Here is a 17,474-nt window from a genome sequence, read left to right as displayed (position 1 = left end):
TCGTCGAGCATCGGCTCCATCAACGGACTGTGGAACGCATGACTCACCGTCAACCGGCGAGTCCGCACCCCCCGGCCCCGCCAAAGCTGCTCCACCTCGTCGAGGCCGTCCACCGCACCGGAGACCACGACGGACGACGGACCGTTCACGGCCGCGACACCGACCCGGTCGGCCAGCCCCTCCAGCGTCGGCAGCACCTCCGCCTCCGACGCGTTGACCGCGAGCATCCCGCCACCTGCCGGCAGCGCCTGCATCAACCGACCACGCGCCGCCACCAGGGCACACGCGTCCGCCAGGGACAGCACCCCGGCCACATGCGCGGCCGTGATCTCACCGATCGAATGCCCACCCACGAAGTCCGGCACGATCCCGAACGACTCCACCAGCCGGAACAGCGCCACCTCGACGGCGAACAGGCCGGCCTGGGTGAACACCGTCTGGTCCAGCAGGCCAGCCTCTTCGGAGCCCGGCGAGCCGTTCAGCACCTCACGAAGCGGACGCGGCAGCAGCGGATCAAGCTGCCCGCACACCTCGTCGAGCGCGGCGGCGAACACGGGGAACGCCTCCGACAGCTCCCGGCCCATGCCGGCGCGCTGCGCGCCCTGACCGGAGAACATCAGGGCCAACTGACCGCGCTGGCCGGCGGCGCCGGTGACCACCACGCCGGAGGGGTCCCCGGCGGCGAGAGCGGTCAGCGCCGCGATCAGGTCGTCCCGGTCGGCGGCCGTGACCACGGCACGGTGCTCCAGGGCGGGTCGGGTGGTGATCGACGACCAGGCCACGTCCACCGGACGCACAGCCGCATCGGCGGACAACCAGCGCACCCACCGGCCCGCCTGCCCCGCCAACGCACCATCCGTACGCGCCGACAACACCACCGGCACCACCGGCGGCACCACCCGACCAACAACCTCACCCACAACCACCGGGACCGGCGGCTGCTCGATGACCACATGCGCATTGGTGCCCGAGATGCCGAACGACGACACCGCCGCCCGACGCGGCCGGTTCACCACCGGCCACGGCGTCGCTTCGGTGGCCAGGGTGACCGCACCGGCAGTCCAGTCGATGTGCGGCGACGGCTCGTCCACATGCAGCGTCGCCGGCACCACACCATGCCGCATCGCCATGATCATCTTGATCACACCCGCCACCCCGGCCGCAGCCTGGGTATGCCCGATGTTCGACTTGATCGACCCCAGCCACAACGGCCGGTCAGCGGGCCGGTCCTGACCGTAGGTCGCCAGCAACGCCTGCGCCTCGATCGGGTCACCCAGGGTGGTGCCGGTGCCGTGCGCCTCCACCGCGTCCACGTCGGAGGTGGTCAGCCGAGCGTTGGCCAGGGCCTGCCGGATCACCCGCTGCTGCGACGGACCATTCGGCGCCGTCAGGCCGTTACTCGCACCATCCTGGTTCACGGCCGTGCCCCGCACCACCGCCAGGATGTTCCGACCCTCGCGCTGCGCGTCCGACAACCGCTGCACGAGAAGCACACCAACACCCTCGGACCAACCCGTGCCATCCGCCGACGCCGCGAACGACTTGCACCGACCATCCTGCGACAAACCCCGCTGCCGGGAGAACTCGATGAACGTCCCCGGCGTCGCCATCACCGTCACACCACCGGCAAGGGCCAGATCACACTCACCAGAACGCAACGCCTGCGCCGCCAGATGCAATGCCACCAGCGACGACGAACACGCCGTGTCGACCGTAACCGCCGGCCCCTCGAGCCCGAACGTGTACGCCACCCGACCGGACAGCACACTGCCCGACGTGCCGGTGCCGACGTAGCCCTCGGCGTCCGGCGGAAGGTCCTCCAACCGGGACGCGTAGTCGTGGTACATCACGCCCGCGAAGACCCCGGTCCGGCTGCCCCGCAGCCGCTGCGGGTCCACCCCGGCCGACTCGAACGACTCCCACGACGCCTCCAGCAGCAGCCGCTGCTGCGGGTCCATGGCGACCGCCTCGCGCGGGCTGATCCCGAAGAAGGCCGGGTCGAAGTCCGCCGCGCCGTGCAGGAAGCCACCGTGTCGGGTGTACGAGGTGCCGCTGCGGTCCGGGTCCGGGTCGAAGAGGTTGCCGAGGTCCCAGCCCCGATCGGTCGGGAACTCGGAGATGCCGTCGCCTCCGGCGGCCAGCAACGCCCACAGTTGCTCCGGCGTCTCCACTCCACCCGGGTAGCGGCAGGCCATGCCCACGATCGCGATCGGCTCGTCGGTGCCCGCGGTCACCACCGCGGACCGTCGGGCGGTGATCTGACCGGAGACCAGTTCGTAGAGGTAGTCGGCGAGCACGGCCGGGGTCGGGTAGTCGAACACCAGCGTCGAGGCCAACCGCAACCCCGTCGCCGCGTTCAACCGGTTACGCAGGTCCACCGCCGTCAACGAGTCGAAACCCAACTCCCGGAACGCCCGGTCCGCCGGCACCGACTCCGCCCCACCATGACCAAGCACCTGCGCGACGAGCCCCCGGATCAGCACGTCGATCTGGGCCCGGGCCTCCTCGGGAGCCAGGTCCACCAACTGGTTGGCCCAGTCGCCGCCCTGTCCCGCCTGGCGGCGCGTGGTGGTCGTGCCGACCAGCGCCCGCAGCATCGGCGGCATCACACCACCAGAAGCCGCCGCCCGCAACGCCGGCACGTCCACGACCGCCGGCACCAACGCCGACCGCCCCGTCAACAACCCGGCGTCGAACAACTCAAGACCGGTCTCGGCACTCATCGGCGGCAGACCCGACCGCGCCGAACGCGCCCGATCCACCTCACCAACCGACGCCGCCATCCCGGCCGTTTCCCACATCCCCCACGCCAACGACACCGCCGGCAGACCGGCCCGCCGCCGATACACCGCAAGGGCATCCAGGAACGCGTTGCCCGCCGCGTACGCCGCCTGACCGGGCGAACCCAACACCCCGGCAATGGACGAGAACAACACGAACAGGTCCAGATCCAGGCCCGCCGTCGCCTCATGCAGGAACCAACCCGCCGACACCTTCGGCGCCAACACCCCCGCCAACCGCTCCGCGCTGATCCCCGACACCACACCGTCGTCGAGCACACCCGCCGTGTGCACCACACCCGCCAGCCGACCCGCCGAGGCGACCTCGGCGACCAGCCCGAACACCTGCTCACGGTCCGTCACGTCACACGCCACCACTCGAGCGACGGCACCCAGACCGGCCAGCCGCTCCACCAACTCGCCCGCCCCCGCAGCGTCAGGACCCCGCCGCGACACCAGCACCAACGACCGCGCCCCGTGCCGCACCACCAGGTGCTCCGCCACGAGCGCACCGAGCGCACCCGTGCCCCCGGTCACCAGCACCGCGCCCTCACCCAGCACGGGCGAGGACTCCGACGCCGGCACCGACACCCGCACCAACCGCGGCACGAACACCCGCCCAGCCCGGACGGCCACCTGACCGCCCGCGGCGTCCTCGGCGACCCGCGCCAGGACGGCCACCAGGCCCGCGTCCACGTCACCGTCGACATCCGCGAGCACGATCCGGCCCGGGTGCTCCGACTGCGCCGACCGCAGCAGACCCCACACCGCCGCACCCGCCAGATCCGTCACCGCATCGCCATCCCGAGCCGCCACCGCGCCCCGGGTCACCACCACCAGCCTCGACTCCGCGAGAGCCTCGGCGGCCAGCCAGGACCGCACGACCGCCAGCACGTCGGACGTCACCGCCCGGACCGACTCCGGCACCGCCACGCCGGGGGCGTCGGCGGGCACGGGCAGCACCAGCGCACGCGGCGCGGGGGCGGCCGTGGCGAGCAGCGCGTCCACGTCCGGGAAGGTGGGCAGGTCCAGGCCCGCCGGGAGCCCGTCGACGGCGAGCAGCGCCCAGCCGGCCGCGTCGCCGGCCTCGCTGACCTCCTCGGCCTGCCACGCGACCTCGAACAGCGACCGGGCGGCCAGGTTCGGGACGGTCAGGCCGGTCATCTCCCGCAGCACCAGCGAGTCCACCGACACCACCGCGGCACCCGACTCGTCCACCGCGACCAACCGCACCCCGGAACCCTCGCGGCTCAACCGAACCCGCAACACCCGCGCCCCCGAGGCATGCACCTGCACACCCTCGAACGCGAACGGCACCCGAGGACCACCCGACTCCGCACCGGAAAGCAGCAGCCCGACCGGGTGCAGGGCCGCGTCCAGCAACGCCGGATGCACCCCGAACGACGCCGCCACCCCCGCCGCCTCGTCCGGCAACCCCACCTCGGCGAACACCTCGCCACCGGAAGCCCACACCCGCCGCAGGCCCTGGAACACCGGCCCGTACACCAGGCCGTGCCCGGCCAACAGGCCGTACCAGTCGGTCAGGTCCACCTCGGACGCACCGGCCGGCGGCCATGCGCCGATGGTCGGCTCGTCGGGGAGGGCTGCTTCGAGCACACCCTCGGCGTGCCGGACCCACTCCGCCTCCGGGTCGCCCTCGGCCTGGGAGTGCACCGTCACGGCCCGGGAACCCGACGCGTCGGCCGCGCCGACCCGCACCTGCACCCGTACGCCACCGGAGGCGGGCAGCACCAGCGGCGCGGCCACGGTCAGCTCCCGCACCCGCGACGCGCCCACCTCGTCACCGGCCCGCACCGCCAACTCCACCAACGCCGTCCCCGGCACCACCACCGAACCGGCAACCGCGTGATCGGCCAGCCACTCGTGCGTCGACACCGACAGCCGCCCGGTCAGCACGACGACGTCCTCGCCGGCCACGGTGACCGCGGCGCCCAGCAGCGGGTGGCCCGCGACGCCCAGCCCGGCGCCGGAGACGTCCCCGGTGCGGGGCCGCCCGGCGCCGAGCCAGTACCGCTCGTGCTCGAAGGCGTACGTGGGCAGGTCGACCCGCTCCGGGCGGGTGCCCGCGTACCACTGCTGCCAGGTCACCGGCACGCCGTTGACGTGCAGCTCCGCCAGCGCGTGCAGCAGCGCCTGCGGGGCGGGCCGGTCCCGCCGCTGGGTGGCCAGCGTCAGCGTTCCCTCGGCCAGCAGCTCGGCGTTCATGGCGGTCAGCACGCTCTGCGGGCCGACCTCCAGGAACGTGTGCACCCCGGCGTCGCGCAGGGCGGTGATCCCGTCGGCGTACCGGACGGTCCCGCGGACGTGCCGCACCCAGTAGTCGGGGCGGGTGATCTCCTGCGGGTCGACGACCGTCCCGGTCAGGTTGGACACCACCGGCAGCAGCGGCGCGCGGAACGTCAGCGCCTCCAGGGCCGTCCGGAAGTCGTCGAGCATCGGCTCCATCAGCGGGCTGTGGAACGCATGGCTGACCGTGAGCCGGCGGGTGCGCGCTCCCCGGTCCGTCCAGACCTGCTCCAGCTCGTCGAGGGCGTCGACGTCGCCGGAGACCACCACGGCGGACGGGCCGTTCACGGCGGCGATCCCGACCCGGTCGGTGCGTCCGTCCAGGCTGGACGCCACGTCGGCCTCGGGGGCGGCGACGGCCAGCATCCCGCCGCCGGCGGGCAGCGCCTGCATCAGCCGCCCACGGGCGGCGACGAGGGCGCACGCGTCGGCCAGGGACAGCACCCCGGCCACGTGCGCGGCGGCGATCTCCCCGACGGAGTGGCCGGCCACGAAGTCCGGCACCACACCGAACGACTCCACCAGCCGGAACAACGCCACCTCGACGGCGAACAGACCGGCCTGGGTGAACACGGTCTGGTCCAACAGGTCCGCCTCCGCCGAGCCCTCGGCGGCGAACAGCACCTCCCGCAGCGGACGCGGCAGCAGCGGGTCCAGGTGCCCGCACACCTCGTCCAACGCGGCGGCGAACACGGGGAACTCGGCGGACAACTCCCGGCCCATCCCGGCGCGCTGCGCCCCCTGGCCGGAGAACAGCACGGCGAGCGGGCCCTGCGGCGACCCCGTACCGGTGACGACCGTGCCCGACGGCGAGCCGGCGGCGAGGGCCCGCAGCCCGGCCAGCAGCTCGTCCCGGTCGGTCGCGGTGACGACCGCGCGGTGTTCCAGCGTCGACCGGCTGACCAGCGAGGACCAGCCGACGTCCGACGGGCGCGGGGTCTCGTCGGCGGCGAGCCAGCGGGCCCAGCGGTCGGCCTGGGCCGCCACGGCGGCCTCGGTCCGGGCCGAGAGCAGCACCGGGACCAGCGGCGGTACGGCGGCGTCCGCCGGTTCCGTCCGGTCCTCGGCGGGCGGCTGCTCGATGATCACGTGGGCGTTCGTGCCGCTGACCCCGAAGGAGGACACGGCGGCCCGGCGCGGCCGGCCCGGGGCGGTCCACTCGCGGGCCTCGGTGAGCAGTTCGACCGCGCCCGCCGACCAGTCGATGTGCGGGGACGGCTCGTCGACGTGCAGGGTGCGCGGCATCGTCCCGTGCCGCATCGCCATGATCATCTTGATCACGCCGGCCACCCCGGCCGCGGCCTGGGTGTGGCCGATGTTCGACTTGATCGACCCCAGCCACAGCGGCCGGTCCTCGGGCCGGTCCTGACCGTAGGTGGCCAGCAACGCCTGCGCCTCGATCGGGTCACCCAGCGTCGTGCCCGTGCCGTGCGCCTCGACCGCGTCCACGTCGGCGGTGGTCAGCCGGGCGTTGGCCAGAGCCTGCCGGATCACCCGCTGCTGCGACGGCCCGTTCGGCGCGGTCAGTCCGTTGCTCGCGCCGTCCTGGTTGACCGCCGTGCCCCGCACCACCGCCAGGATCCGCCGGCCGTCCCGCCGGGCGTCGGACAGCCGCTGCACCAGCAGCACACCCACACCTTCGGACCAGCCGGTGCCGTCCGCCGAAGCGGCGAACGACTTGCACCGGCCGTCGGCCGACAGGCCCCGCTGCCGGGAGAACTCGATGAACGTCCCCGGCGTCGCCATCACGGTCACACCACCGGCCAACGCCAGATCACACTCACCGGAACGCAGCGCCTGCACCGCCAGGTGCAACGCCACCAGCGAGGACGAGCACGCGGTGTCCACGGTGACCGCCGGCCCCTCCAGGCCGAACGTGTACGCGACCCGACCGGACAGCACACTGCCCGACGTGCCGGTGCCGATGTAGCCGCCCACCCCCTCGGGGAGATCCTGCACCTGGGAGGCGTAGTCGTGGTACATCAGGCCGGCGAACACGCCCGTCCGGCTGCCCCGCAGCCGCACCGGGTCCACCCCGGCGGACTCGAACGACTCCCAGGACGCCTCCAGCAGCAGCCGCTGCTGCGGGTCCATGGCGACCGCCTCGCGCGGCGAGATCCCGAAGAAGGCCGGGTCGAACTCGGCCGCCCCGTACAGGAAGCCGCCGTGCCGGGTGTACGACGTCCCGGGGTTGTCCGGGTCGGGGTGGAAGATCCGGTCGAGGTCCCAGCCCCGGTCGGCCGGGAACTCGCCGATCCCGTCGGCGCCGGTGGCGACCAGTTGCCAGAGCTGCTCCGGGCTCGTCACGCCGCCCGGGTACCGGCAGGCCATGCCCACGATCGCGATCGGCTCGTCGACGTTCGCGGTCGCCACTGCGTCGCGCTGCTCGGCGACCTGCCCGGACAGCTCCTCGTAGAGGTGGTCCGACAGCGCGCCGGGGGTCGGGTAGTCGAAGACGAGGGTGGACGTCAGCCGCAGCCCGGTCGCGGTGTTGATCCGGTTCCGCAGCTCCACGGCGGTCAGCGAGTCGAAGCCCAGCTCCCGGAACGCCCGGTCGGCGGGCACCTGGTCGGCGCCGCTGTGCCCGAGGACCTGCGCGATCAGGCCCCGGACGAGCAGGGCGACCTGGGTGCGCGCCTCCTGCGGGTCGAGCCCGGCGAGCCGGTCGGCCCAGCCCCCGGCGGCGGGACGCCGCCGGTTCGCCGTGGAGCCGACCAGGGTGCGCAGCATCGGCGGCACCCGGCCGGCGGTGGTCTGCGCCCGCATGGCCGGCAGGTCGACCACGGCCGGCACCAGCGCGGCGCCACCGTGGGCCAGCGCGGCGTCCCACAGCCCGAGGCCGACGGGGGCGGTCATCGGGGTGAGGCCGGCCCGGCTGGCCCGGGCCCGGTCGGTGTCGTTGATCGCCGCCGCCATGCCGTCGGTGTCCCACATGCCCCACGCCAGGCTCACCGCCGGCAGGCCCCGCTGGGCGCGGAGCTGGGCGAGGGCGTCCAGGAAGGCGTTGCCGGCGGCGTACGCGGCCTGGCCGGGGGAACCGAGCACGCCGGCGATGGACGAGAACAGCGCGAACAGGTCGAGGTCCAGCTCCGCCGTCGCCTCGTGCAGCCACCAGCCCGCGGTGACCTTGGGCGCCAGCACGTCCGCCAGCCGGTCCGCGGTGATCCCGGTGACGACGCCGTCGTCGAGGACGCCTGCGGTGTGGACCACGCCGGCCAGCCGCCCGTCGGCGGTGATCCGGCGGACCAGCGCGTCGACCTGCGTCCGGTCGGTCACGTCGGCCGTGGCGACCTGGACGGCGGCGCCGAGGCCGGTCAGCCGCTCCACCAGGTCGGCCGCGCCCGGGGCCGCCGGGCCCTGGCGGGAGGCCAGCACCAGCGACCGCACCCCGTACGCCGTCACGAGGTGCTCGGCCACGAGGGCGCCCAGTGAGCCGGTGCCGCCGGTCACCAGGACGGTGCCCGCGCCGACCACCGGCGCGGCCTGCGCGCCGCCGGCCGCGCGGACCAGCCGCGGGACGTACGCCGTGCCGGCGCGCACCGCGAGCTGCCCGCCCGCGCCCGGGTCGGCGGCGAACCCGGCCAGCAGGGCCAGCAGCTCCGGGCCGAGGTCGGCGTCGGGTTCGAGGTCGGCCAGCACGATCCGGCCGGGGTGCTCCGACTGCGCGGACCGCAGCAGGCCCCAGACGGCCGCCGCCGCCACGTCGGTGACCCGGTCGTCGGGGTGGGCGGCGACCGCCCCGCGGGTGACGACGACCAGCCGGCAGTCCGCGAGGGCGTCGGCGACCAGCCAGCCCTGCGCCTCGCGCAGCACGGCCGCGGTCGCGGCGCGCACCGCGTCGGGCACGTCGGCGTCGGGCACGTCGGCCTCGGTCGCTGGGGACACGGGCAGCAGCAGCGCCGCCGGGGCCGGGGCGGTCGCGTCCGTCACCGCCTCGACCACCGCCGCCACGTCCCGGTACGCCGACGTCAGCGGCGTGCCGTCGGTGGCGTCGCCGCCGAGCACCGCCCAGCCGTACCCGGCGTCGGCCGGGACGACCTGCTCGGGCTGCCACGACACCTCGAACAGCGAGCGGTGCGCCTGGTCCGGCGTGCTCGCCGCGGTCATCTCCCGCAGCGTCAGGGAGTCCACCGACACCACCGGCGTGCCGGCCTCGTCAACGGCGACCAGCCGCACCGAGGACCCGCTCGCGGTCAGCCGAACCCGGAGGGTCCGCGCGCCGATAGTGTGGACCTGCACCCCCTCGAAGGAGAACGGCACCCGGGGGCCGTCGCCGGCGGCCTCGGCGGGCAGCAGCCCGACGGGGTGCAGCGCGGCGTCCAGCAGCGCCGGGTGCACGCCGAATCCGGCCGGGTCCCCGATCACCGTGTCGGGGAGGGCCACCTCGGCGTACACCGTGCCGTCGGCGGTCCACGCGCGCCGCAGGCCCTGGAAGACCGGCCCGTAGGCGAGCCCGTGCCCGGCCACGGTCGGGTACCAGCCGGTGAGGTCCACCTCGGCCGCGCCGGCGGGGGGCCAGGCGCCCACGGTGGGCTCGTCGGTGGTGGGGAGGCCGACGACGCCGTCGGCGTGCCGGGTCCAGCCGGCCTCCGGGTCCTCCTCGAACTGGGAGTGCACGGTGACCGGCCGGGCGCCCGTCGCGTCGACCGGGCCGACCCGGACCTGCACCCGCATTCCGCCGCCGCTGGCGGGCAGCACCAGCGGGGCGAGCACGGTGAGGTCGCGGACGCGGGACGCGCCCACCTCGTCGCCGGCCCGGACCACGAGGTCGAGCAGGGCGGTGCCCGGCACCACCACGGCGCCGGAGACGACGTGGTCGCCCAGCCACGGGTGGGACGACAGCGACAGCCGGCCGGTCAGCACCACCATGTCCTCGCCGGCCACCGACACGGTCGCGCCGAGCAGCGGGTGGCGGGCCACGCCGAGGCCCGCGCCGGACACGTCGGCCGCCTGCCCGACGGGCGACAGCCAGTACCGCTGGTGCTGGAACGCGTACGTCGGCAGCTCGACCCGGGTCGCGCCGGTGTCGGCGAACCACTGGGTCCAGGTCACCGGGACGCCGTGCACGTGCAGCTCGGCCAGGGCGGCGAGCAGGGCATGGGCCTCGGGCCGGTCCCGGCGCTGGACGGCGACGGCCAACACACCGTCGTCGGCCGGCAGGACGTCGGCGGCCATCGCGGTCAGCACACTCTGCGGCCCGACCTCCAGGAACGTGTCCACCCCGACCGCCCGCAGGGCGGTGACCCCGTCGGCGAACCGGACCGCCTCCCGCACATGCCGCACCCAGTAGTCCGGGGTGCGCAGCTCGTCGCCGTCGGCCAACGCCCCGGTCAGGTTCGACACCACCGGCAGCAACGGCGCGGCGAACGTCAACCCCGCCAACACACTGCGGAACTCGTCGAGCATCGGCTCCATCAACGGACTGTGGAAGGCATGACTCACCGTCAACCGGCGCGTCCGCACGCCCCGGCCCCGCCACGCCCGATCCACCTCTTCAAGGGCGTCGACCGCTCCGGAGACGACGACGGCCGACGGGCCGTTCACGGCCGCGATGCCGACCCGGTCGGTCAGCCCGTCCAGCGTCGGCAGCACCTCGGCCTCCGACGCGTTGATCGCCACCATCCCGCCGCCGGCCGGCAACCCCTGCATCAACCGACCCCGCGCCGCCACCAGGGCACACGCGTCGGCCAGGGACAACACCCCCGCCACATGCGCGGCAGTGATCTCACCGACCGAGTGCCCGGCCACGAAGTCCGGCACCACACCGAACGACTCCACCAACCGGAACAACGCCACCTCGACGGCGAACAGACCCGCCTGGGTGAAGACGGTCTGATCGAGGAGGTCGGCCTCCGCCGAGCCCTCGGCGGCGAACAGCACCTCCCGCAGCGGACGCGGCAGCAGCGGGTCCAGGTGCCCGCACACCTCGTCCAACGCGGCGGCGAACACGGGGAACTCGGCGTACAGGTGCCGGCCCATGCCGGCGCGCTGCGCGCCCTGGCCGGAGAACAGCAGCGCGAGCTGGCCGCGCGGGCCGGCGGCGCCGGCGACCACTCCGCCGGAGGGGTCTCCGGCGGCGAGGGCGGTCAGCGCCGCGAGCAGGTCGTCCCGGTCGGTCGCGGCGATGACCGCGCGCTCGTCCAGCGTCGCGCGGGACACCACCGAGGAGAGGGCCACGTCCAGCGGGCGGAGGTTCTCGTCGGCCGCGAGCCAGGCCGCCCAGCGGGCCGCCTGGGCCGACAGCGCGGCGCCGTCGCGGGCGGACAGCAGCACCGGGGCCAGCGACCGCGCGGCGGCGGGGGTCGGCTCCCCGGCGTCCGCCTCGTCCCCGGCCGGCGGGGCGGGGGGCTGTTCGAGGATCAGGTGGACGTTGGTGCCGCTGATCCCGAACGAGGACACGGCGGCCCGGCGGGGGCGGTCCACGTCGGGCCAGGAGCGCGCCTCGGTCAGCAGCGACACGGCGCCGGCCGACCAGTCCACGTGGGGGGTGGGTTCGTCGAGGTGCAGGGTCGACGGGAGCAGCCCGTACCGCATCGCCATGATCATCTTGATGATGCCGGCGACCCCGGCGGCGGCCTGCGCGTGCCCGATGTTCGACTTGATCGAGCCGAGGAACAGCGGCCGGTCCGCCGGCCGGTCCTGGCCGTAGGTGGCCAGCAGCGCCTGCGCCTCGATCGGGTCGCCCAGCGTGGTGCCGGTGCCGTGCGCCTCGACGGCGTCCACGTCGGCGACGGTGAGCCGGGCGTTGGCCAGGGCGGCCCGGATGACCCGCTGCTGCGCGGGCCCGTTCGGCGCGGTGAGGCCGTTGGACGCGCCGTCCTGGTTCACGGCGCTGCCGGCGAGCACGGCGAGCACCTGCCGGCCCTGCCGCCGCGCGTCGGACAGGCGCTGGACCAGCAGCACGCCGACGCCCTCGGACCAGCCGGTGCCGTCGGCGGACGCGGCGAACGACTTGCACCGCCCGTCGGGGGCGAGGCCGCCCTGCCGGGAGAACTCCACGAACGCGCCGGGGGTGACCATGACGGTCACGCCGCCGGCCAGGGCCAGGTCGCACTCGCCGCCGCGCAGCGCCTGGGCGGCGAGGTGCACCGCCACGAGCGACGACGAGCAGGCGGTGTCGACGGTGACGGCGGGGCCCTCCAGCCCGAGGGTGTAGGAGACCCGGCCGGAGATGACGCTGTGCGCGCCCCCGGTGAGCTGGTAGCCGGCCAGCTCCTCCGGGGTGTCGGTGGTGCCGTAGCCCGACGGGGAGGCGCCGACGAAGACGCCGGTGCGGCTGCCGCGCAGCCGGTCCGGGTCGACGCCCGCCTGCTCCAGGGCCTCCCAGGACGCCTCCAGCAGCAGCCGCTGCTGCGGGTCCATGGCCAGGGCCTCGCGCGGCGAGATGCCGAAGAAGCCCGGGTCGAAGCCGGTGGCGCCGGGGACGAAGCCACCCTCGCGGGTGTGCGACACCGGCCGGCCCTCGGCGTCGACGGCCAGCAGCCGGGCGATGTCCCAGTTACGGTCCTCGGGGAAGCCGGTGATGCCGTCACGGCCGGTGGCGACGAGGTCCCACAGCTCGCCGGGGCTGGTCACGCCGCCGGGGTACCGGCAGCTCATGCCCACGATGACGATCGGGTCGTCGTCGACCGGCCCGGTGGGTCCCCAGGTGGTCACGGCATCGACCTCGTGCAGGCGCAGCGCGGCCGACAGGTGGTCGGCGAGGGCGGCCGGGTTCGGGTAGTCGAAGACGAGGGTGGTGGGCAGGGAGAGCCCGGTGGCGGCGCTGAGCCGGTTGCGCAGCTCCACCGCGGTCAGCGAGTCGAAGCCCAACTCCTTGAACGCCCGGTTCGCCTTGACCAGCTCGGGGCCGGTGTGCCCGAGGACCGTGGCGGCGACCGTCCGGACCAGGTCGGTGAGGTGCCGGTCCTGCTCGGCGCGGGGCAGGGTGAGCAGTTGCTGCCGCAGGCCGCCGCCGGCCCCGTCGGCCGGCTCCTCGTCGGTGCCGCGCAGGGCGGCCCGGGCCTCGGCGATGTCGTCGAGCAGCGGCCGGGGCCGCGCGGCGGCGAACGCCGGGGTGAACAGGGACCAGTCGACGTCCGCCACGGTCAACGACGGCACGGAGCGGCCGACGGCGCTGCGCAGCGCGTACACGGCCTGGGCCGGGGACATCGCGGTGAGGCCGCGACGGGCCAGCAGTTCCTGGCCCTCCCCGCTGGCCATGCCGCCGTCCGCCCAGGGGCCCCAGGCGACCGCCGTGGCGGCGAGACCGCGGGCGCGGCGCCGCTCGGCGAGCGCGTCCAGGAAGGCGTTGCCGGCGGCGTAGCCGGCCTGGCCGCCGCTGCCCCAGATCCCGGCGATCGAGGAGAACAGCACGAACGCGTCCAGCGGCCGGTCGCCCAGCAGCTCGTCCAGGTGGACCGCGCCGGTGATCTTGCCGTCGAGGACGGCGGCGAGCGCGGCCAGGTCGGTGTCCGCCAGCATGGCGAGCTGGCCCACGCCGGCGGCGTGCACGACCGCCGTCAGCGGCGCGTCGTCCGCGTCGATGTCGCGCAGCACCGCCTCGACCTGCGCCCGGTCGGCCGCGTCGCAGGCGACCAGCGACACCCGCGCGCCGAGCCCGGCCAGCTCGTCGCGCAGTTCCGCCGCGCCCGGCGCCCGCTCGCCGCGGCGGCTGGTCAGCACCACGTGCGCGGCGCCGTTGGCCGCCACCCAGCGGGCCACGTGGGCGCCGAGCGCCCCGGTGCCGCCGGTGATCAGTACCGTGCCGGAGGGCTGCCAGCGTTCGAGAGTCCCCACCCCGGCGGGGTCGGCGCGGACCAGCCGGCGCGCGAACACGCCGGAGGGGCGGATGGCGATCTGGTCCTCGTCGCCGGCCCCGGCCAGCACGCCCACGAGCCGGTCCCAGCCGGCGGCGTCGGGCCGCTCCGGCAGGTCGACCAGGCCGCCCCAGAGCTGGGGGTGTTCCAGCCCGGCGACCCGGGCCAGGCCCCACAGGCCGCCCTGGGCGACGCTGCGGACACCGTCGGCGTCGCCGGTGCCGACCGCGCCCCGGGTGAGGGTCCACACCGGCAGCGCGACGTCGGCGTCGTGCAGGGCCTGCACCAGGGTCGCCGTCGCGGCGGTGCCGGTGGGCACCGCCGGGTGGCCGGGGTGCGGCCGGTCCAGCAGGCCGAGCAGGGACACCGCCGCCGCGAACCGGCGGTCCGCCGGCAGCTCGGCCAGCCGGGCCGCCAGCCCCTCCCGGTCGGTCAGCGGATCCACCGGCAGGCGGTGGACCGTCCCGCCGGCGGCGCCGAGCGCCGCCGTCAGCGCGTCGGTCCACTGGGTCACCGCCGGTTCGCCGGCCGGTTCCAGCAGCAGCCAGTCGCCGATCGGCGCGGCGGCGACGGGCGCCGCCGTGCGCTTCCACACCACCCGGTACGACCAGCCGTCGACGACGGCGTCGCGCAGCCGCGCCCGACGCCAGGACGACAGGACCGGCAGCGCCGGGGCGAGGACGTCCAGGCCGTCGTCGCCGAACTGCGCGGCCAGCGCCGCCACGTCGGAGCGCTCCACGGCGGACCAGAACTCGACGTCGATGACGTCGGGGCTGACCGGGCCGGCGACGGAGACCGGAAGCTGCTCCGGCCAGTAGCGCTGCCGCTGGAACGCGTACGTGGGCAGGCCGACCGTGGTCGCGCCGGTGTCGGCGTACACCCGGGGCCAGTCGACGGCCGCGCCGTTGACGTGCAGCTCGGCGAGGGCGGCGAGCAGCGCCCGGGCCTCGGGGCGGTCGGCGCGCAGCGCGGGCACGGCGACGACCGGGGTCACGTCGTCGGCGGGGTCGACCGGCTGCGAACCGAGGACGTCCTGCGTCATCGCGGTGAGGACGCTGCGGGGGCCGATCTCCAGGAACGTGTCGACCCCGGCGGTCCTCAGGGCGGTGATCCCGTCGGCGAAGCGGACCGCCTCGCGGACGTGGCGCACCCAGTAGTCGACGGTGCGGAGCTGCTCGGCGGTCGCCAGCGCGCCGGTCAGGTTCGACACCACCGGCAGCACCGGCGCGGCGAACGTCAAACCCGCCAGCACGCTGCGGAACTCGTCGAGCATCGGCTCCATCAGCGGACTGTGGAACGCGTGACTCACCGTCAACCGGCGGGTCCGCACCCCCCGGTCCCGCCACACCCGCTCCACCTCGTCGAGAGCGTCCACCGCCCCGGAGACCACCACGGACGACGGACCGTTCACGGCGGCGATCCCGACCCGGTCGGTGAACCCGTCCAGCGTCGGCAGCACCTCGGCCTCCGACGCGTTGACCGCGAGCATCCCGCCGCCGACCGGCAACGCCTGCATCAACCGACCCCGCGCCGCCACCAGGGCGCACGCGTCCGCCAGGGACAGCACCCCGGCCACGTGCGCGGCCGTGATCTCCCCGATCGAGTGCCCGCCCACGAAGTCCGGCACGATCCCGAACGACTCCACGAGCCGGAACAGCGCCACCTCGACGGCGAACAGCCCGGCCTGGGTGAACACCGTCTGGTCCAGCAGGCCAGCCTCCGCGGTGCCCGGCTCGGCGAACAGCACCGGCTTCAGCGGCTGCGGCAGCAGGCCGTCCAGGTGCCCGCACACCTCGTCTAGCGCGGCGGCGAAGACCGGGAACTCCCCGTACAACTCCCGGCCCATGCCGGCGCGCTGCGCGCCCTGGCCCGAGAACAGCACCGCCAGCGGACCCCGGTCCGCCGCCTGGCCCGCCACCAGCACGCCCGACGACTGGCCCGAGGCCAGGGCCCGCAGCCCGGCCAGCAGCTCGTCCCGGTCGGTCGCGGCCACCACGGCCCGGTTGTCCAGCGCCGACCGGGACACCGCCGACGACCACCCGACATCCAGGGGACGCAGGTCCTCGTCGGCGGCCAGCCACCTGGCCCAGCGGCCGGCCTGGCCGGCGAGCGCGGCGTCGGAGCGGGCGGACAGCAGCACCGGCACCACCGGCAGGGTGACGGCCGGTTCGGGGGCGGCTGCGGCGTCGGTGTCCGGGGCGGGGGGTTCCTCGATGATGGTGTGCGCGTTGGTCCCGGAGATGCCGAAGGACGAGACGGCGGCCCGCCGGGGCCGCCCGGTCGCCGGCCAGGGCCGCGCCTCGGTCACCAGCGACACGGCGCCCGCCGACCAGTCGACCTTCGGCGTCGGGGAGTCCACGTGCAGGGTCGACGGGACGACGCCGTGCCGCATCGCCATCACCATCTTGATGATCCCGGCGACGCCCGCGGCCGACTGGCTGTGTCCGAAGTTCGACTTGATCGAGCCGAGCAGCAACGGCCGGTCGGCGGGCCGGTCCTGCCCGTACGTGGCCAGCAGCGCCTGCGCCTCGATCGGGTCGCCGAGGACGGTGCCGGTGCCGTGCGCCTCGACGGCGTCGACGTCGGCGGTGGTGAGGCGGGCGTTGGCCAGGGCCTGCCGGATGACCCGCTGCTGGGCGGGGCCGTTGGGGGCGGTCAGGCCGTTGGACGCGCCGTCCTGGTTGACCGCGCTGCCCCGGACGACGGCCAGCACGTGGTGGCCCTTGCGCTGGGCGTCCGACAGCCGCTCCACCAGCAGGAGGCCGACGCCCTCCGCCCAGCCGGTGCCGTCGGCGGCGGCGGCGAAGGACTTGCACCGGCCGTCCGGGGCCAGGCCGCGCTGCCGGGAGAAGCCGACGAACGGGCTGGGGGTGGCCATGATGCAGACGCCGCCGGCCAGGGCGAGGTCGAAGTCGCCCTGGCGCAGGGCCTGGCAGGCCAGGTGCAGGGCCACCAGCGACGACGAGCAGGCGGTGTCGACGGTCACCGCCGGGCCCTCCAGCCCGAGGGCGTACGCGATCCGGCCGGAGACGACGCTCGTGGCCGTGCCCGTCAGCAGATAGCCCTCGTCGGTGCCCTCCAGTTCGGTCTGCGGGCCCATCCCGTACCCGTTGGCGGCGGTGCCGACGAAGACACCGACCTTCTGCCCACGCATGGACGCGGGCGCGATCCCCGCGTACTCGAACGCCTCCCACGACGTCTCCAGCAGCAGCCGCTGCTGGGGGTCCATGGCGACCGCCTCGCGGGGCGAGATGCCGAAGAAGCCGGCGTCGAACTCGGCCGCGTCGTAGAGGAAGCCGCCCTCGCGGGTGGTGGAGCGGCCCGCCCGGTCGGCGTCGGCGTCGTACAGGTTGTCCAGGTCCCAGCCCCGGTCGGTGGGGAAGCCGCCGACGGCGTCGCTGCCCGACGCGACCAGGTCCCACAGTTGCTCCGGGGTGGCGACGCCCCCCGGGTAACGGCAGGACATCGCCACGATGGCGATCGGTTCGCGCGCGGCGGCGGTCAGCTGCTGGTTGAGCTGACGGAGGCGGCCCGTCTCCTTGAGCGAGGCGCGGAGCGCCTCGACGACCTTGTCTGCGGACGTAGACAT

General features: G+C 75.3%; 1 protein-coding gene (only partly in view). It reads right to left on the bottom strand.

Features of this window, described 5'->3' with window-relative positions; translation table 11 throughout:
• On the bottom strand, positions 1-17,474 hold the 5' portion of the coding sequence (locus C5N14_RS27345; protein WP_117672149.1) for a type I polyketide synthase. The gene continues 12,457 nt to the left of window position 1, outside the view; only the first 17,474 of its 29,931 coding nucleotides appear in the window; its start codon is at positions 17,472-17,474; its stop codon lies off the left edge, out of view.

It is taken from the genome of Micromonospora sp. MW-13 (assembly GCF_003434305.1).
GTDB lineage: Bacteria > Actinomycetota > Actinomycetes > Mycobacteriales > Micromonosporaceae > Micromonospora.
The sequence above is the reverse complement of the archived record's forward strand: the minus strand, read 5'-3'. Positions and strand labels throughout refer to the sequence as shown.